Genomic DNA, 16,804 nt, shown 5'->3' with positions numbered 1-16,804 from the left:
CGGTCGATTTCATTTCGGCGAGCGGTTGCTGCTGAGGCGAGGGTTGGTCGAGTGGGGCGGACCGGCGCGCATTCCGTGGATGATCTCGCCGCGAGCTATACGCTTCCTGAGTCAGGTAGGCCCGCCGGGTCAGACCGGGCACCTACTCGTGGAACGGCTCCCGCCCAGTGCCCTTGCCGTTGTGACCTAGAGGAAGTCGTCTCTTGGATACCAGGATCCAGAACGTCCGACTGGACGCCACGTCGAACGAGCAGCTCATGGCCCTGGCGAACGCCGGGGCCGCGGCTTTCGGCCATACCGCCAAACTTCAGGTGGACCAGGCCCTGGCCCAGCTTCTGCGGCTACGCGTCGCGCAGATCAACAATTGCAGCTACTGCCTTCTGGTGCACCACGCCGCTGCCCGTACCGCCGAAATTCCGCCGTCCAAGGTCGAGACCCTCACCGCGTGGTGGGAGACGCACCTGTTCACCGAGGAGGAGCGAGCCGCGCTGGCGTACACCGAGGCCTTGACCCGAGCCGCTGACGCCACTGTCAACAACCGGGTCCAGGAGGCGCACGACAGGATGACCACGCACTTCACGGCGGAGGAGATCCTGGAAATCGTGGCCGTAGTGATCAATATGAACATCTGGACGCGGCTCAAGCTCGCCGAGGGTGCCATGCCCACGATGGCGCCGTCCGTGTGAGTTGATACCCGGCAATGTCATTTGATGTCGTTCCGAATCGACGAGTTCGTCAGCGCCGCGCGTCGTTCCCTGCCATCGCGTGGTCCGGTCAGACGCCACGATAGGGGAGCGAACGCCCTGGCCGAGAAGAAGAGGACAGGGTGAGCCTGGGAGGCCAGAACCGCCGATGGGTAGTTTCCGGACATTGGGAGCCGCGCAGCACCCGACGTAGGTTGGCGACCGTTCGCGCTCGGTTGCAGGGTCGACCGCGCGGAGCGTAGTCGAAGCACGATCCGCCCCGTACCGCCTTTCAGCAAACAATTCCTGAGGTTCGTCCGCCCAACTAACGTGAGTGTCATCCATTCCAGTCAGGCCGGCCGGCACGGACAGCTAGGACCTGGATGCACCGAAACGGAGGCGGCATGGACAACTGGTTCATCTCAGAGGCGGTGTCACGCAGTGCGGAATCCGAAACGGATCGGCGAAGGCTCGCGGCTTTGGTGGATCCAGGGGTGTGCAGTGCCGACCCGGCGGGTGGTGGCTCGCCGAGCGACGCGGCTATCCTCAACTTCGCGCTCAATCTCGAATATCTCGAAGCAGAATTCTATCTCCGCGCGACGACGGGATCCGGGCTTCCCGACGAGATGACTACCGGCACCGGGGTGCGCGGCGAGGTGTCCGGTGGACGTTCAGTCAACTTCAGCAGCAACTTCGTGCAGAGGTTCGCGAAGGAGATCGCCTCCGACGAGATGCAGCACGTGGCCTTCTTGCGATCCGCGCTCGGCGATGCCGCCGTTGCTCGTCCCGCGATTTCGTTGGACGCGAGCTTCACTGCGGCGGCAACTGCCGCTGGTCTGGTCAAACAAGGCGAGAGCTTTGACCCGTACGCGAACGACCTCAACTTTCTGTTCGCGGCGTTTCTCTTCGAAGACGTCGGAGTGTCGGCGTTCAAAGGTTCCGCGTCACTGCTGTCGAACAAAACGTATCTTGATGCGGCAGCCGGCCTGCTGGCCACCGAGGCATACCACGCGGGGATTGTCCGGTCCGCGCTCTACAGCGCCGGGCTCGCCAACGACACAGTATTTGACTCGGTACAGAAGATCTCCGAAGCGCGCAACAGTCTTGATGGTCCGGCGGATGACGACCAGGGTGTCGGAACGGCGGCGGACCCCAATTTCATCCCGACGGATGAAAATGGGATGTGCTACGGCCGATCGGCCCAGTCCGTCTTGAACATCGTGTACCTGAGCCCCACCTCGGCGGCTTCGGGTGGCTTCTACCCAGCCGGCGTGAACGGCGAAATCGCGGTGAGCGCCGGAACGGCCTGAGTGTCCATTTGCTCAGGGCTCCTCCCTTGAGGAAGCCCACAGTGTCTCCGGTCTGACGGTGGGCTTTTGTGCCTGGCGCCGAATGCCCGACGGCCGCTCGCCGTGCTCGGCGAGCGGCCGTCGGTACCTTCGCTCCAGTTGCCGTTCAGCAGCGGCCGAGGTCCTCCCACTGCTGGGTCCAGCCTGGCTCGGATCCCTGCGTCCAGTGCCGTGCCCGCCACAGGTGCTTGCCGTCACCAGACGACGGACCGCTCGGGTCGCCGTACTTGCTCTTCTCGTGCTTCACGGTCTGGCCGCCGGTGTAGACGGTGCCGAAGGCCCACTCCGGTGCCGTGGAGCAGTTGCCGGCTGGCGGCGGCGTGGTGGGCGGCGTGGTGGGCGGGGTCGTCGGCGGCGTGGTCGGTGGGTTCGTCGGGTTTGAGCAGGTGCCCGTCGTGGCAACCGTGTCCGCGAACGCGCTGCCCGCCGACCGGTACGCCGTCGTCTTCGACGTCACCTGGGCAGGGCTCAGGACCTGGTTCTTCGCGAACAACACCCAGTCAACCTGCTGGATGTAGGTGCTCAGCCCGCCGGTGTGGGCCGCCGTGTCGATGAACCAGAGGTTCCAGTTGATCGTCATGGTCTGCCGCGGGTAGAACTTGCCCGAGTGGTCGCCCACCTGGACGCCGTCGATGTAGTAGATGACGTGTCCGTTCGCGACGGTCGCCACCAGGTCGTGCCAGCCGTTGAGACTGCTGCGCTGCTCCGAGTGCATGTTGTCCGCGTACCAGGGGTCGTTGCGATAGGTGTACCAGGTGGTCTGGTAGTTGATCGGGCCGGTCTCGCCCCACCCGCCGTTGGGCAGGTACTCGGAGATGTCCAGCTCGCTGTAGGTCGGGTCGAGGTCACCGTTCAACGGACTGATCGTGAAGAACGTCTGGTTGATGTGGTCGCCGTCGTTCCCACTGGTGGGGGTGTCGGTGAAGCGCACCCGGCTGGCGTACGTGCCCTCGAGGTAGCGCTTCTGGGTGCTGTAGAGCTCGGCCTGGTTGGTGCCGGCGCCGGTGCCGTCGGTCGAGGCGGTGAGCTGCATGACCTTCTGGCCGCTGACGGTGGGGAAGGTGATGCTGTTCGGTGACCAGGTCGCCCCGGGCACGCCCGGACCACCGGAGTAGCTGCGCGGGGTCCAGCCGTGCGCGGTCAGGGAGCTGTCGCTCGACGATGTGTAGGAGAAGTCGTCGAACAGGTAGCCGCACTCGGCGGCGGAGGCACTCGGTGCGCTGGCGAAAACCGCCAGCGTGCCGAGCAGGGCCGCTACTCCCGCGAACCCTATTGATCTACGTCTGTCGATGTGCATGAGCCGGGTCCTCCGATGGGTGGGGGTGGAAAGGGGACCTACTTGACCGCGCCGGCGGTCATACCCGCGCGGATGTGCCGTTGGAACGCGACGTAGGCGACGAGCACCGGCAGCATGGCGATGGTCAAACCGGCGAACAGGCCGCTCCAGTCGCTGCGATACCCCTGGCTGACCGACAGGGCGGCCAGACCCTGTGCCAGGACGTACCGGTCCGGGTCGGGGTTGAGAACCAGTGGCAGCAGGTACTGGTTCCAGAGCCCGAGGAAATTGAAGATGCCGACCGCCACCAGGCCCGGCCGGGCCATCGGCAGCATCACGCGGAAGAACACCCCGCCGTGCGAGCAACCGTCGATGAATGCCGCCTCCGCCACCTCGCCGGGCAGCGTGCGGAAGAACGCGTGCAGGAAGAAGACCGTGAAGGGTACGGCGTACGCCGCGTAGACCAGGATCAGACCGTGGTACGTGCCCAGCAGGCCCAGCTGCTGGACGACGAAGAACAGCGGCACCAGCGCCAGGAACACGGGGAAGAACATCGCCGCGACGAAGGTGTAGTAGATGAACCGGTTGCCGCGGAACTCGTAGCGCGCCAGGGCATAGGCGACCAGCGAGCCCAACAGCATGGTCAGCACGAGCGCGCCACCCACGACGACGACGCTGTTGAGGAAGTAGCGACCGATGCTGGCCTGGGTCCATGCCCGGGACCAGTTGTCGAACTGCGGTGTGGCGGGCAGTGACCACGGTTCGTTGAGGATCTCGTCGTCGGTCTTGAAGGAACTGACCACTGCCCAGAGCAGCGGGAGCGCGGTGACGACGGCCCAGGCCAGCATGGCGAGGTGCACCGGGAAAGCGGTTCCGGGGCGCCGGCCGCGACGTACCGGGGCGGGCCGGGCCGCGACCGCCGCCGCTCGCTCACGTGTCACGGTCATGCCAGCTCCAGCCTCTCCTTGCGGCCCGACCGCAGTGCCAGCACGGCCAGGGTCAGCGTGGCGAAGAACAGGGCGACTCCCATGGCTGAGGCGTAGCCGAACTTCCCGTACTGGAAGGCGTTGCGGTAGAGCGACAGCCCGATCACCTCGGTCGCGCCGTCCGGTCCGCCGGGCCCGACGGTCATCACCTGGACGACGGCGAAGGCGTCCAGTGCGGCTATGCCCAGGTACACGAACGCGACGTGCACGCTCTCTCGCATCAGCGGAAACGTCACAGTGCGGAAGGTCGCCCAGCCGCCGGCCCCGTCGAGCAACGCAGCTTCGAACAGCTCGCGCGGAATGCTGTCGATCGCCGCACTGAACAGCACCACGTAGAAGCCCACCGATGACCAGACCAGGACCGCCATCACCGCGATCAGCGCCAGGGACGGCGACGCGAGCCAGCTCCGGGTCAATCCCTCCAGGCCGACCGACCGCAGCGCCCCGTTGAGCAGCCCGTTGTTGGGGTTGTAGACGAACCCCCACAGCACCGCGATGACCACCAGGGACAACAACTGCGGAAAGAAATAGACGATCTGGTACGCGCCAGAGCCCGCGATTCCCCGTCGTCCACCGCGGCCACCGAGGTGCATCATGCTCGCCAGGAACAACCCGATGCCGATGGTCACGAGTGGCACCACGACCAGCATCACCGCGTTGTTTCGGACCGCGTGCAGGAAGAGGGAGTCGCCGCCGAGGCGGGCGTAGTTGCCCGCCCCGACGAAACGCGCCTCGCCGGCGACGCCGGTCCAGTCGGTCAGCGACAGGTAAAAGGCCTGCGCGTACGGCGACAGCACGAACACGGCGTGCAGCACCAGCGCGGGCACCAGCGCGCCGGCCAGAAACCGCCACCGACCGTGTCTCATCAGCGGGTGTACTTCTTCACCGTGGAGTCCCTGGCCAGCCCGTCGGCCGCCTTCTGGATCCGGTCGGACCACTGCCTGGCGGTGATCCGCCTGTTCACCAGCTCGCCGGTGGCGTCGTCTACGGCCTTGGCCAGCGGGGCGTACCAGGTGCGGAAGCGGTAGGTGAAGGTCTCGGTGCCGGCCGCCTGGACCACGTCGCGCACCGAGCCGAGGCCGCTGCTCAGCGTGAGGCCGTCGGTGGCCCCGGCCACGGCGGGCAGGGTCCCGGCGGTCTCGGCGAAAGCCTTCGCTGACTGCTTGGAGAACAGGATCCGTAGATACTCCATGCCACCGGCGGGATTCTTGGCCTTCGCCGGCACCAGGAACGACTCGCTGCTCGCCGCCTGGACCGCTGTGTGCTTCAGGGCGTCCGCCGTCGTCCGTGCGGGCACCGGGGCCATGACCATGTCGAAATTCGCGGGCGTGACACCCTTCTGCTCACTCTCCAGCCAGGACCCGCAGGGGATGATCGCTGCCTTGCCCTGCGACCAGGCGGCCTGCGCTTCGGTGTGCGACAGCGCCTCGGAGCCGGACATGAGGTAACCCTTGCCGGCCAGCTCGGCGAACGCCTCGGCGGCGCCGATCAGCCCCGGCGCCTTCCACGCGTTCGGCTCCAGGTTGTCGACGGCCTTGATCAGCGCCGGTCCGCCGGTCTTGGCGGCCATGCTGAGCAGCGGGTCGTTGATGTACTCCGGGTACTTGCCCTGGTAGGTCCAGGGCGCGACGCCGGCCGCCTTGATGGTCGCGCAGAGCGCGAGCATGTCGTCCCAGGTCGTCGGGAAGGTCCAGCCCTTCGCCGCGAAGAGCGGCTTCGAATACCAGAGACCCCAGACGGTGTACGTGAAGTTGAGCGTCAGCGGGACCGCGTCGAACGTGCCGTCGTCGACCACGCCGGGCAGCAGCGTGTCGCGCACCGTCCTGCCCGGGTCGTCGAAGGCGGGAGCGTCAAGCAGTTCGCTGAGATCAGTGACCTGCTTGGCGGAGACCAGCGTCGCGATATCGAGGCGGCTGGCACCGGTGTTGTCCACGACGTCCGGCGGGGTGTTCGCGACGAATCGAGGCTGCAACGCCTCGCCGATCTTCTGGATGCCCTGATGGTCGATCTTCGCGCCCGCATACTTCTGGGTGTAGAGCGTCTCGGCGCGCTTGGCGTACTCGTCGCCGTACCCGCCCTTGAAGATCACGACCTCGAGCGGCGCGTCCGCCTTGACGCCCAGCGGGTTGCCGGCGCTCTTGGCCCCGGTGTTTCCGGCGGCTCGGTCCTGGTCCTCGCTACCACCGGTCACGCAGGCGCTCAGCAGGGGCAGTGTGACACCGGCTGTCACCGCCGCGCGCAGCACGGTTCGTCTTGTGGGGTACGGTCCGGACAGGGGTGAACGGTTCATCAGCTGGGCCTTTTCCCTATGCGGTACGCCGGATGCGCCCGGCGTACCGCGCTTCGATGAGTTTGTTGTGCTCCCGCCCGCCCGGCACGTTGTCGGACAGATAGACCGGCGGGGTGACGTTGAGTGCCAACAGCCGTGCCACCACCTCGGTGACGATCTGCTGGGCCAGCAGTGCCGCGGTGATCGACGAGACGGCCCCGACCGCGCCATCGCCGTAGTCGAGGGACGCGTCGCCGTACGGTGCGCCGTTGTCGAGCACGACGTCGGCGAGGTCGGCGAGCTTGAGCCCGCTGTCGTGCCGCGACTCGACCCGGGCGGAGTGCTCGACCGAGGTGATTGCGATCAGCGGGTGTCCCCGCTGTTTCACCAGGTGTGCCATCTCCACCACCGCGCCGTTGACGCCGGAGTTCGAGGCGATGACGAACGCGTCGTCGGGCTTGATCGGGGCGAGCGCGTAGAGGCGGTGGGCGACATCGGGCGTGCGCTCGAGTTGCGGGTCACCGAGCACGCTCGTCGGCTCGCCGCCGTACAGGACGATGTCGCGTAGGGCGATCTTGTTGGTGGGCACCAGGCCGCCGGCCCGACCGGCGATCTCCATGGCGAGTGCCTCGGAGTGTCCACAGCCGAACGCCTGGATCACCCCGCCGGCCTGCAGTGTCGCGGTCAGTAGATCGGCGGCCCGCGCCACCCGGTCGCCCTGGGTGGTCCCGACACGTTCGATGGCCTTGGTGATGACCTCGACATAGTCCGCGCTTGTGATCGTCACAGCGGCCTTTCCTTCCGTGCTCGCTTGCGGTTCGCATTGGTGTCCGGCATCCGGTGTGCGTCGACGGCCCGCACTGTGAGTTCGAGAGCTTCGGTGGTGCGCTCGTAGGTGCGCTGTGCGACGGCGACGTAGATGAGGTCGAGGATCAGCAGCTGCGAGTGCAGCGCGGAGAGCGCTGCGAGCCGGAACGTGGTCTCGTGCACCGAGGTGGTGAAGACGACGTCGGCGACCTCGGCCAGTGGTGAACGGGCGTACGAGGTGACCGCCACGGTCAGCGCTCCATGATCGGCGGCCTCGGCCAGCATCTCGATCGCCTCTCGGGTCCGACCGGAGTGCGACAGGCTGATCGCGACGTCGCCCGGCCCGAGCAGTGCGGCGTTGGTGAGGGCGGTGTGCGTGTCGGCGCGGTACCGCACCGGGACGCGGATGCGTTCGAGCCGGAACGCCATCTCGCTGCCGGCGGTGCCGCTGCTGCCGAGCCCGAAGATCTCCACTCGGCCGGCGGTGGCGATCGCGGCCGCCACTCGTTCGACCGCGGTGGTGTCCAGGCCGGACGCGGTTGCCTGGATGGCCCGGGTGTCCGCGGCGGTGATCACGTCGAGGACACCGCCGATCGGGTCCTCCGGCGCGATGTCCCCGGAGATGTCGGTCTCCCAGCGTGCCTGCTCGGCGCGCCCGGTCTCGGTCGCGACGGCCACGCGCAGGTTGGCGTACCCCTTGAAGCCGAGTGCCCGGCTGAAGCGGGTGACCGTCGCGGTGGAGGTCCCGGATCGTTCGGCCAGGTCGACGATGCTGGCGTGCGCCGCCGTCTCCGGATCGTCGAGGATGGCCTCGGCGATCTTCGCCAGGGCCTCCGGCATGGTCGGCCCCTCCATCCGGAGCCGCACCAGCAGCCCACCACTCTCACCCGTCACTGCTGATCATCCTTTTCATCGATTAACTATGAGCATGAAAATTACGACCACATCGATGCCTAGTCAATAGAAAATTTCTATGCTTCGATTTCGGGCATGGTTCTGGTACTGGGTGTTGACGCCGGAGGCACGGCGTCCCGGGCGGTAGTGGCCACCCGGGACGGCACCGTGGTGGGGCGCGGCGCGGCGGGTCCGGGCAATCCGACGGCCGCGGGGACGGCAGCCGCTCGCTCGATCGGCGCGGCGGTGCGTGAGGCCCTGGGGGAGCACGACCCAGCATCCGTCTGCAGCGGCGTCGCAGGCATCGCCGGCGCGGGCGTCATGGCGGATCCGGAGATCACAGCCGCCTTCACCGTCGAGTGGGCCCAATGCGGGCTGACCTGCCCCGTCACCCTGGTCGGCGACGCGGTGACGGCCTTCGCGGCAGGCACGTCGGCGCCCTCGGGAGCCGTGCTCATCGCTGGCACCGGCGCGGTCGCCGCCCGGATCGACGACTGGCGCGTCAGCCGCACCGTCGACGGCCTCGGTTGGCTGCTGGGGGATGAAGGCTCGGGCATGTGGCTGGGCCTGCAGGCGGTACGTTCGATCGCCCGGGCCTGGTCAGGTCCCACAGTGGACGCCGGGCTGGCGGCCACGATCGCGGCGCGGGCCGGCGTGACAACCTGCGACGAGCTCGTGCAGTGGGCCGGCCGCCAGCGACCCGCGGCATTCGCCGCGCTGGCACCCCTGGTCTGCGCCGGCGCGACGGCCGGCGATGCCCTCGCCGAGCGGTTGACCACCGAGGCCGCTGCTCGACTGGTCGCCACTCTCGACGAGTTGGGCCCACCGGACGGCCCTGTCGTGCTCGCCGGCAGCCTCCTGACCAACACCACGCCCGTACGAACGGCGGTCCTGGCCACCCTTGCCGGCCCGGCCGGGACCGCCGGGGACCCGGCGATCGGGGCCGCCTGGCTCGCACTACGTCAGATCACCGACCAGGAGGAGGCGCCGCGCCTGCACCACCGCATGCTTCGACCCGATCGTGAAGCGTCCCTGGCCAGACACTGACCTGCCGAGAGTTGCCAGCGACCGTGCGGCGCGGGACTGCGCTTGATCGGCATCGGCACGACCACCTGATCTTGGCGTGGAGTCGGGCCGACGAGGAGGGTTGGTTGCGGCACAATGATTGCGATGATCTCGTGGCGTGCTGGGCCGTGGTGGGTGGTGGTCGGTCCGGCAGCCGGGGTGGCGCTGGGCGCCGTCGACTCGATCGTCAATCATGTGCCGGTGCTGCTGGGCGAGGTCGGCACCGCGCGTGCTGAGCGCGGCGGCTGGTCACAGGCCGCGGAGTTCGCCAGTTTCATCCTCGACGCCGGATGGGCCTGGGCGGCGATGGCCGTGCTGGCGGGCTGGCTGGTGAGTCGGAGCGTACGACTGGCGGCGGGGATGCTGCGCGGCGCTTTGGCGGGCGGCTGCACGCTGATCTTCGCCACCAGCGCGTACTACGGCGTGGACGTGATTTTCGACGGCGACATCTGGTGGGGCGGGACGACGCAGTACTGGCTGTCCGTGAGCGTGTGTCTCGGCCCTCTGCTCGGGGCTGTCGGGGCGTTGATCCAGCGGTCTGGTCCGGTCGGAACGCTCGCCGTCCTACTTGTTCCCGCCGGTGCGGCGCTGCAGATGGTGCTGCTGCCCCCGCCGCCGGAGAGCGCGATGGCCTGGCCGGTGCGGTTGAGCGTCTGGGCGGCGGCCGCGGTCGCCGCCGTACTGATCGTGAGGGTCTCATGCAGGCGTTGATTCGGAGTGGTCGTGCTGGCCTACGCTCCGGCCGGGGAGGAGTTCGCCGGGTGGGGTCAGGAGCCTGGGGCCCCAAGCGGTGGAGGGTGAGAGCGCGGCAGCACCGCACTCTCGTCCAGCACATGCGCGATATTACTGAGCACCATGAAGGGGATGACAGTGAACGACGACGTCACCGAGTACATCAACAAGACGCAACCGTGGCAGATCGACGTATGCGAAAAACTACGTGCGATGATCGACGAAACTGTTCCGGGTGTCGAGGAGCGGCTTCAGTACGGCAAGCCGCACTACTTAAAGAACGGCCATTACGCCGCCGTCATCGCGGTAGCAAAGTCCAAGGTTTCGTTCATGGTCTTCAACGCGACGGACATCCCCGAGGTCAAGGGATTCCTGCGGTCGATGGGCAACGGTGAACGCAAAACTGTCGACATCACGGAAGGGCAAGACGTCGACTATGGCCAACTCGCCAGTTTCCTGAGCAAGACCACGGCGGCCTTGTAGGCGCAGCCCGCCCAACGCGGCCACGGCTGTGGCCGGGACGGGCGGTCGAGAGCCAGGGGCCCGGGGTGCCGCTGCGCCCCGGACCCCTCCGGCCTACTCCGCCGGTGTGGAGTAGGGATCTCTCAGCTCACCCGCAGCGTTGACCGTTGAGGTTGAAGGCGGTGGGCGCCGGATTGGTGCCGCTCCACGTGCCGTTGAAGCCGGTGCTGGTGGACGCGCCGGGGGCGAGTTTGCCGTTCCAACTCATGCTGTCCGCGGTGACGCTCGTTCCGTTCTGTTTCCAGGTGGCCGACCAGCCCTGGCCGACCTTCTGGCCGGTGGTGGGGAAGTCGAAGGCGAGCTTCCAGCCGTCGATCGCGGTGGTGCCGGTGTTCTTGACCGTCACGGTCGCTGTGAAGCCACCCGGCCAACTGTTCGCCGTGTAGCTGACCGTGCAACCGCCGGTCGGCGCGGTGGGCGTGGTCCGTACGGTCAGGCCGGGGGAGGCCGCCGAGACGTTGCCCGCCGCGTCGCGGGCGGTCACCACGAAGGTGTACGGGGTGTCCGGCGTCAGCCCGGTCACGGTGTACGTGGTGCCGGTGGCGTTGCCCACCTTCACGGTGCCGGTGGTGTCGACCCGGTGCACGTCGTAGCCGGTGACGGCGGTGTCGTCGGTGGACGGCGTCCAGGCCAGCGCGACGCTGTCGCCGGTGATCGTGCCGGCGGTCGGCCTGCCCGGGGCGGTCGGCGCCTGGGTGTCGCCGGGCGTGGTGTCGCGCGGCAGCACCAGGTGGGTGATCGAGTTGGCCGGGAAGGTGGCCGTGAGGCCGCCGGCGGTCACCGGCTGGTCGGCCTCCCGGACGACGCCGGCGAGGTCCGCCCCGCTGTAGCGGTAGACCTGAGCGGTGCTGGCGGAGGCGCCGGTGAGGGCGACCGGGCTGGTCAGGTCCTCGCCGGTCTTGTTGATGACGACCACTGTGAGCGCCTTGTCCGCGCTCCGCTCGGCGGCGTACACGGCCAGTTTGCCCTGGTCGGCGCTTGTCGCCTGGACGGAGGTTTCGCCGAACGAGCCGCCCTTGCCGTCGTAGTTGCGGTAGACGCGGAAGGCGTTGGCCACCGGCTGGTCGGCCGCGGGTGCGGTCCAGAGGGTGGCCAGGTCGAGCCCTTCGCGGCCGAAGATGCCGAGGACGTCGGCCTGGGCGAGCGCGCCGTTGAGCGACCCGTGGGCGCCCCAGTTGTACTCGGTCATTGCGATCTTCGTGCCCGGGTAGTGCTGGTCGACCAGCTCGCGTAGGCGCGGGATGTACCGGACCGGACTGTTGATCCAGCTCTCGTCCACGTAGGTCGGGTCCCAGAGTTGGCGGGTCGAGCGCAGTCGCAGCGCCTGGGTGTCGGCGTCGCCGGCCGCTTCGCCCAGTACGCCGGACTGCTGCGGGTAGAGGTGGACGTCGAAGTAGTCCAGGATGCGTGTGCCGTGCTGCTGCTCGTACTCACGCATCCGGTCCAGGTACCACGGGCCGAGGTCCTGGCCGCCGTGCGCGGCCTTGTCCGGCGGGTTCGACCAGCAGCCGGTGCGCGAGCAGGTGTCCTGGTCGAGGCCCGAATAGAGGATCGAGTTCAGGCCCCAGCCGACGGGACCGAGCGTCTTCGCGCCGGGGTCGGCAGCCTTGATCGCGGCGGCGTACTCGTAGGTGCGGTCGCGTAGCTCGTCGTAGCCCAGCCCGGTCGGACGGACGTCACGGTGGGTGGAGTGCCACAGATCCGGCTCGTTGTCCAGGTTGTAGAACTGGACTCCGCCGTCGGCGGCGGCGCCGAACTGCCCCTTGAGGTGGTTGACGAAGTCGGTGGCGTACTCCGGACCGACGGCGACGCTGGTGTCCTCCGGATCGTTGCCGGTGACCGGTGAGCCGTCCGGCTTGATGCCGTTGCCGCAGTCCGGTGCCCACGTGTCGGTGGACTGCTGCGGGCCGTACTTGGCGACGCTGAAGCCACACGCCCGCGACCGGTCCTTGGCGATCCAGCCGAGCATCGGCATTGTCATGACAGTGGCGGCTCCGGTGGCCTTGTTCTGCTGCACGAACCGGTCGCTCTCGGAGCCCTTCGGGAGGTCGGCCGGGCTCGGGTTGTCGTTGGGGATGTTCTCGAAGTACCAGTCCGACGCGCGGTTGGTGGTGTCGGCTCGGAAGTTGTAGCGGGTGGTGGCGTTGCCGCCGTAGCGGTGCACCGGCAGCCGCAGGTCGCGGGCGAGGGCCTCGTCGGCGAAGTTCATGCCGTAGACGTACGGGCTGATCTGGTGCCGAGCGGCGGTGGTGTTCACGGCCAGCGCCGGGCCGGCGGCGGCCAGGGCGGGCTCCGGCAGGGCCAGACCGCCGAGGGCCGTGGCGAGCACGACCGGGAGTAGAGCGGTGGTGGGACGCACGAGCATTCCTTTCGCATAGGAGCTCGACGATGGGAGCGCTTCCACAGCGTTACGCTTTCCTGGCTCGGAGTCAACGCCGCGGGGCGGTCCACTGCCGGCCGACCGAAGCCAAGCCCTTCACATATGATGGCGTCCATCAATGTGGCTGTAGCTGATGCGGCGTGCCGGAATAGCTCGGATCGCCGCAGCGCGGAGGCAACCGCGCCGCAACGGGGCAGGCGGGAGCACCCAGCGTCGCACGGCTGGACAGTTCCTGCTGGCCCGGCCCCTGTGGTCGGGGACCAGCCGTCTTGGAGGATGACAATGCGCAGTTTTCTGGCGGTGTTCAGCGCCGCCTTGATCCTCGGCACCGCAGTCGGCAGCGTTCCGGCCGGCGCAGCGGGGGCCTCCCCGCCCTCGTGCCCCCGTGGCCTGCTCTTCTGTGAGGACTTCGAGCGACTGCCTCTCGGGGGGCCCAGCACGTTGAACTGGGGCGTCGACACCCGCCACGGCACGCTCACCGTCGAACGTGCCCGTCGTGGCAACCAGGTGTTGCACATCCAGACCGTTGACAACGGACGCGCCTTCCTGCGCGTCGACGACTTCGCCGCCCCGGGCAACCGCTTCTACGCCCGGATGCGTCTGCGCGTCGATGCCTTCCCCACGGCCCCGGACTGGGCGCACTTCACGCTGGTGGAAGCGACCGGCACCGGCAGCGCTGAGGTCGTCCGCCCGGTCGGCGGGCAGTACGCGCCCACGGTCCCCGGAACCTTCTGGGGAGTCGGCGCCGACGGGGGTCCGACCGGCGACTGGACCAACTGGCGGGAGTCCGCCCCGGTCGTCGAGGACACCTGGCAGTGCTTCGAGTGGAAGTTCGACGCGGCGGACAACCGCGTCGCGGTGTGGATCGATGGCGTGGCGAACCCGGAGCTGACAGCCTCCACGAGCGACCACGGTGGCAACGACGTTCCCTTCGTCCTGCCGACCGTCGACACGGTGAAGATTGGCTGGCAGCTCTACCAGGGCGGCACGACGCCGGGCGAGTTCGACCTCTGGATCGACGACATCGCCCTTTCGAGCAAACGGCTCGGCTGCTGATCCGGGACCAGTCCCGATGAACGTCCCCGCCGGGGTGTGGCTTTGCTGCCGCACCCCGGCGGCGGACCGACCTCCATGGCGATCATCGATATCTGCCGCTACGATCCGACATCGACAGACTACTGAGCGTCGATGTGCGCTGTCCGCACGTCCTGGACGTTGGCAGTCCGGCGCCGCACGAACCTGGTGCCGGCCCGAGGATCACGCCGTCTCGACGAAGGGAACCCGGATGACGGAGAGCGCGCAGACCACCGATAGCCGAACCGTTCCGCCGGCCCGGTCGTACCCGTTCAGTGTGCCCGACCGCCTCGTCGTCGACCCGACCTACGGCGAGCTGCGCGAGAACGAGCCGATGACCCGGGTGAAGCTTCCCTACGGCGAGGAGGCGTGGCTCGCCACCCGGTACGAGGACGTCCGCACGGTCCTCGGCGACGTGCGGTTCGGCCGCGCCCCGGCCGTCCAGCGCGACGAGCCCCGGCTCACCCCGCGCCAGCAGTACAGCGGCATGCTGACCCTGGACCCGCCCGATCACACTCGCCTGCGCCGCCTGGTGGCGAAGGCGTTCACGGCACGTCGGGTAGAGGCGCTGCGACCCCGAACCCAGGAGATCGCCAACGCACTGGTCGACGACATGGTCCGGCTCGGTCCTCCGGCCGACCTGGTGGAGCACGTCGCCACGCCGCTGCCGATCCAGGTGATCTGCGAGCTGCTCGGGGTCCCGTACGCCGACCGCGACCGCTTCCACATCTGGTCCGAGGCGATCGTCTCGACCACCTCGCTGCCCATGGAAACGATCCAGGAGTACCTGAACAACCTCTGGGGCTACATCGGTGGTCTGGTCGCCGAGCGCCGCCGCGAGCCGGAGATCGACGACCTGCTCGGCGCGTTGGTGCGGGCCCGCGACGAGAATCAGGATCGGCTCAGCGAGACCGAGCTGGTGGAGCTGGCCGGAGGTCTGCTCGCGGCCGGCCACGAGACGACGGTGACCCAGATCCCCAACTTCGTCTACGTCCTGCTGCACAATCCGGACCAACTCGCTCGGCTACGCGCCGACCCGTCGCTGGTGCCGGCCGCGGTCGAGGAACTGCTGCGGTATGTGCCGCTCGGCGTCGGCTCCTCCTTCGCTCGGTACGCCAAGGAGGACGTCGAGGTCGGCGGGGTGCTGGTCCGGGCAGGTGAGCCGGTTCTCGGCTCACTGTCATCGGCGAACCGGGACGCTACCGTCTTCGCCGACCCGGACCGGCTGGATTTCGAGCGTGAGCAGAACCCGCACCTGGGCTTCGGGCACGGTGTGCACCACTGCGTCGGCGCGCAGTTGGCCCGCATGGAGTTGCAGGTCGCCGTCGCCACCCTCGTGACTCGCCTGCCCGGACTGCGGCTCGCCGTACCGGAAGCCGAGCTGGAGTGGAAGCGCGGCATGTTGGTGCGGGGCCTGCTCGGCATGCCGGTGGCCTGGTGAGCACCGCCTGGCGGATCGGGGTGGACTCGAGCCGGTGCATCGGCACGAGCATCTGCGCCGGCACCGCGCCCGAGCACTTCCGCCTGGTCGACGGCCTGTCCGCGCCGCTGGCCGACGTCGTCGCCCCGGCCGACGTCATCCTCGACGCCGCCGACTCGTGCCCGGTGGAGGCGATCACGGTCCACGACGTCACCGACGACCGGCTGATCGCGCCGCAGGAGTGACCGAAATTGGCAGCGCAACATCGAGCGGGCGAAGGAGACGAGCCTGCGTCAGCTCGGAATATCCATTGTCATCCGATTGGCACAGCGCCTACCTTGAATGAGCAAGGCAGTCCCGACCAACCCAAGGAGTTCCACGTGTTGCAGTACGCCTACGCCGAAACCATGCGGTTCATACCGCGCGGCGGTGTCGTGCTGCCCTCGATGGGGCGAGCCCACGATCTGTGCGCGAGCGAGCAGAACTGGAAGCCGGGGTGGCGGCGCGAATAGCGCCAGCGCAAGCTGCGAAGCCGCCCACCCCGAACAGGGGCAGGGCGGCTTTCTCGTTACTGGACCAACTTGAGCGAGGCGTAGCTCAACTGGTAGAGCAGCGGCCTCCAAAACCGAAGATTGCAGGTTCGAGTCCTGCCGCCCCTGCTTTTTCGTCCCGGCCGCGGCCGGCGGCGTCGCAGATTTTAAACTCCACAATGGATACACGAGCAACACCCCGGCCGGCGCCTGTATGGGCCGAGCCGAGGCAGACACATCCGGGACGAGGGAGACGGCTGACCCGCTCGCTTTGGGAGCGAGAGACACGGGGTTCGACACCCCGGTCCCGGACCATGCTGGCGTAGCTCAGCGGCTTGAGCACCTCGTTGTCAGCGAGGCGGTCGCGGGTTCGAGTCCCGCCGTCAGCGCCATGGAGAGGTCGCCTAGTCCGGCCGATGGCACCGCGGTGCTAACGCGGAGCGGGTAACACCGCGAGGGTTCGAATCCCTCTCTCTCCGCCATGTCGTCGTGGCCAAGCTGGTTAAGGCACTGCGCTGATAACGCAGAGATCGTGGGTTCAACTCCCTCCGACGACACCATGCCCCCGTGGCTCAGCGGATAGAGCACCAGATTACGGATCTGGGGGTCGCGCGTTCGAATCGCGCCGGGGGCACAGATCGGGATGTAGCGCAGTCGGTAGCGATTTCCTCCGCGGGCGCTTCTGCCTGGTCGTGTGCTCGAGTGCTATCGCTCGGGGTGCGGGTGCTGTCCCGGAAAGACCCGGCCCCGCCACCGGCCGTACCGGCAGTGCCCGCTGCCGATCAGTCAGACGGGAAGGCGGATCTTGGACAGTGCG

General features: G+C 68.1%; 16 protein-coding genes and 6 tRNA genes. 15 read left to right on the top strand and 7 right to left on the bottom strand.

All coding sequences use genetic code 11. The features are described 5' to 3' along the window. Positions 1 to 203: 203 nt before the first annotated feature. Positions 204 to 686, top strand: coding sequence for a carboxymuconolactone decarboxylase family protein (locus MED15_RS04735; RefSeq protein ID WP_208646498.1), 483 nt, complete (start codon positions 204 to 206; stop codon positions 684 to 686). A gap of 401 nt (positions 687 to 1,087) precedes the next feature. Next, a complete protein-coding gene (locus MED15_RS04730) occupies positions 1,088 to 1,993 on the top strand; it encodes a ferritin-like domain-containing protein (RefSeq protein WP_112583183.1) in 906 nt (301 codons plus the stop codon). Positions 1,994 to 2,138: 145 nt separating this feature from the next. Here MED15_RS04730 and MED15_RS04725 read toward each other — a convergent pair whose 3' ends face one another. The 6 genes from MED15_RS04725 to MED15_RS04700 are packed head-to-tail and all read right to left on the bottom strand — an operon-like array spanning position 2,139 to position 8,264. Next, positions 2,139 to 3,329 carry a glycosyl hydrolase gene (locus tag MED15_RS04725; protein ID WP_112699163.1) on the bottom strand — a complete coding sequence of 397 codons (1,191 nt, stop codon included), beginning with the start codon at positions 3,327 to 3,329 and terminating at the stop codon, positions 2,139 to 2,141. Between the two features lie 38 nt (positions 3,330 to 3,367). Continuing rightward, on the bottom strand, positions 3,368 to 4,255 hold the full coding sequence (locus MED15_RS04720) for a carbohydrate ABC transporter permease (protein ID WP_112602215.1): 888 nt from the start codon (positions 4,253 to 4,255) through the stop codon (positions 3,368 to 3,370). Next, on the bottom strand, positions 4,252 to 5,160 hold the full coding sequence (locus tag MED15_RS04715) for a carbohydrate ABC transporter permease (protein ID WP_112583186.1): 909 nt from the start codon (positions 5,158 to 5,160) through the stop codon (positions 4,252 to 4,254). Before MED15_RS04715 ends, MED15_RS04720 begins: the two co-directional genes overlap by 4 nt. After that, positions 5,160 to 6,584 (bottom strand): N-acetylglucosamine/diacetylchitobiose ABC transporter substrate-binding protein, encoded by a 1,425-nt coding sequence (gene ngcE, locus MED15_RS04710; protein WP_112699164.1) that lies wholly within the window; start codon positions 6,582 to 6,584, stop codon positions 5,160 to 5,162. The genes MED15_RS04715 and ngcE overlap by 1 nt, the downstream gene beginning before the upstream one ends. Before the next feature lie 16 nt (positions 6,585 to 6,600). Beyond that, positions 6,601 to 7,350 (bottom strand): sugar isomerase domain-containing protein, encoded by a 750-nt coding sequence (locus MED15_RS04705; RefSeq protein ID WP_112583188.1) that lies wholly within the window; start codon positions 7,348 to 7,350, stop codon positions 6,601 to 6,603. Beyond that, positions 7,347 to 8,264: a MurR/RpiR family transcriptional regulator gene (locus MED15_RS04700; RefSeq protein WP_112583189.1), complete on the bottom strand. Its 918-nt coding sequence runs from the start codon at positions 8,262 to 8,264 to the stop codon at positions 7,347 to 7,349. Before MED15_RS04700 ends, MED15_RS04705 begins: the two co-directional genes overlap by 4 nt. 96 nt (positions 8,265 to 8,360) lie before the next feature. Here MED15_RS04700 and MED15_RS04695 point away from each other — a divergent pair, with 96 nt between their 5' ends. From MED15_RS04695 to MED15_RS04685, 3 genes are all read left to right on the top strand, one after another. Next, complete coding sequence (locus MED15_RS04695) at positions 8,361 to 9,311, top strand: N-acetylglucosamine kinase (RefSeq protein WP_112734844.1); 951 nt, start codon at positions 8,361 to 8,363, stop codon at positions 9,309 to 9,311. Positions 9,312 to 9,434: 123 nt separating this feature from the next. Further along, the gene (locus tag MED15_RS04690) at positions 9,435 to 10,040 is read left to right on the top strand and encodes a hypothetical protein (protein WP_112734843.1); all 606 of its coding nucleotides are present in this window, start codon (positions 9,435 to 9,437) and stop codon (positions 10,038 to 10,040) included. A 153-nt stretch (positions 10,041 to 10,193) separates the two neighbouring features. Next, on the top strand, positions 10,194 to 10,544 hold the full coding sequence (locus tag MED15_RS04685; protein WP_208646496.1) for a DUF1801 domain-containing protein: 351 nt from the start codon (positions 10,194 to 10,196) through the stop codon (positions 10,542 to 10,544). Between the two features lie 127 nt (positions 10,545 to 10,671). Here the strand turns inward: MED15_RS04685 and MED15_RS04680 are convergent, their stop codons facing one another. Then, positions 10,672 to 12,948 carry a glycoside hydrolase family 44 protein gene (locus tag MED15_RS04680; protein WP_225855098.1) on the bottom strand — a complete coding sequence of 759 codons (2,277 nt, stop codon included), beginning with the start codon at positions 12,946 to 12,948 and terminating at the stop codon, positions 10,672 to 10,674. Positions 12,949 to 13,245: 297 nt separating this feature from the next. Between MED15_RS04680 and MED15_RS04675 the strand changes: the two genes are divergently transcribed. The 10 genes from MED15_RS04675 to MED15_RS04640 all read left to right on the top strand — a co-directional run bounded on the left by MED15_RS04675 (position 13,246) and on the right by MED15_RS04640 (position 16,621). Then, complete coding sequence (locus tag MED15_RS04675) at positions 13,246 to 14,019, top strand: hypothetical protein (protein ID WP_112734842.1); 774 nt, start codon at positions 13,246 to 13,248, stop codon at positions 14,017 to 14,019. A gap of 229 nt (positions 14,020 to 14,248) precedes the next feature. Continuing rightward, entirely contained in the window at positions 14,249 to 15,478 is a 1,230-nt protein-coding gene (locus MED15_RS04670; RefSeq protein ID WP_112583193.1) for a cytochrome P450, read from the top strand. Then, positions 15,475 to 15,702, top strand: coding sequence for a ferredoxin (locus tag MED15_RS04665; RefSeq protein ID WP_112731324.1), 228 nt, complete (start codon positions 15,475 to 15,477; stop codon positions 15,700 to 15,702). Before MED15_RS04670 ends, MED15_RS04665 begins: the two co-directional genes overlap by 4 nt. Before the next feature lie 135 nt (positions 15,703 to 15,837). Next, positions 15,838 to 15,969, top strand: coding sequence for a hypothetical protein (locus MED15_RS34505; RefSeq protein ID WP_258397739.1), 132 nt, complete (start codon positions 15,838 to 15,840; stop codon positions 15,967 to 15,969). A gap of 74 nt (positions 15,970 to 16,043) precedes the next feature. After that, a tRNA-Trp gene (locus tag MED15_RS04660) sits at positions 16,044 to 16,116 on the top strand. Between the two features lie 110 nt (positions 16,117 to 16,226). Beyond that, positions 16,227 to 16,302 (top strand) — tRNA-Pro (locus MED15_RS33370). Position 16,303: 1 nt separating this feature from the next. Continuing rightward, positions 16,304 to 16,379 (top strand) — tRNA-Asp (locus MED15_RS04655). A 1-nt stretch (position 16,380) separates the two neighbouring features. Further along, positions 16,381 to 16,469: transfer RNA gene (locus MED15_RS04650), tRNA-Ser, on the top strand. A 1-nt stretch (position 16,470) separates the two neighbouring features. After that, positions 16,471 to 16,547, top strand: a tRNA-Ile gene (locus tag MED15_RS04645). Position 16,548: 1 nt separating this feature from the next. Beyond that, positions 16,549 to 16,621, top strand: a tRNA-Arg gene (locus MED15_RS04640). The last annotated feature ends 183 nt before the right edge of the window (positions 16,622 to 16,804 follow it).

Origin of the sequence: Micromonospora noduli (genome assembly GCF_003264475.1) — a bacterium.
GTDB lineage: Bacteria > Actinomycetota > Actinomycetes > Mycobacteriales > Micromonosporaceae > Micromonospora > Micromonospora noduli.
The sequence above is the reverse complement of the archived record's forward strand: the minus strand, read 5'-3'. Positions and strand labels throughout refer to the sequence as shown.

Coding starts and splice junctions, on each gene's coding strand:
- MED15_RS04680 (WP_225855098.1), bottom strand. CDS start 12,948: ATGCTCGTGCGTCCCACCACCGCTCTACTCCCGGTCGTGCTCGCCACG.
- MED15_RS04690 (WP_112734843.1), top strand. CDS start 9,435: ATGATCTCGTGGCGTGCTGGGCCGTGGTGGGTGGTGGTCGGTCCGGCA.
- MED15_RS04695 (WP_112734844.1), top strand. CDS start 8,361: ATGGTTCTGGTACTGGGTGTTGACGCCGGAGGCACGGCGTCCCGGGCG.
- MED15_RS04715 (WP_112583186.1), bottom strand. CDS start 5,160: ATGAGACACGGTCGGTGGCGGTTTCTGGCCGGCGCGCTGGTGCCCGCG.
- ngcE (WP_112699164.1), bottom strand. CDS start 6,584: ATGAACCGTTCACCCCTGTCCGGACCGTACCCCACAAGACGAACCGTG.
- MED15_RS04670 (WP_112583193.1), top strand. CDS start 14,249: ATGACGGAGAGCGCGCAGACCACCGATAGCCGAACCGTTCCGCCGGCC.
- MED15_RS04675 (WP_112734842.1), top strand. CDS start 13,246: ATGCGCAGTTTTCTGGCGGTGTTCAGCGCCGCCTTGATCCTCGGCACC.
- MED15_RS04725 (WP_112699163.1), bottom strand. CDS start 3,329: ATGCACATCGACAGACGTAGATCAATAGGGTTCGCGGGAGTAGCGGCC.
- MED15_RS04730 (WP_112583183.1), top strand. CDS start 1,088: ATGGACAACTGGTTCATCTCAGAGGCGGTGTCACGCAGTGCGGAATCC.
- MED15_RS04720 (WP_112602215.1), bottom strand. CDS start 4,255: ATGACCGTGACACGTGAGCGAGCGGCGGCGGTCGCGGCCCGGCCCGCC.
- MED15_RS04685 (WP_208646496.1), top strand. CDS start 10,194: ATGACAGTGAACGACGACGTCACCGAGTACATCAACAAGACGCAACCG.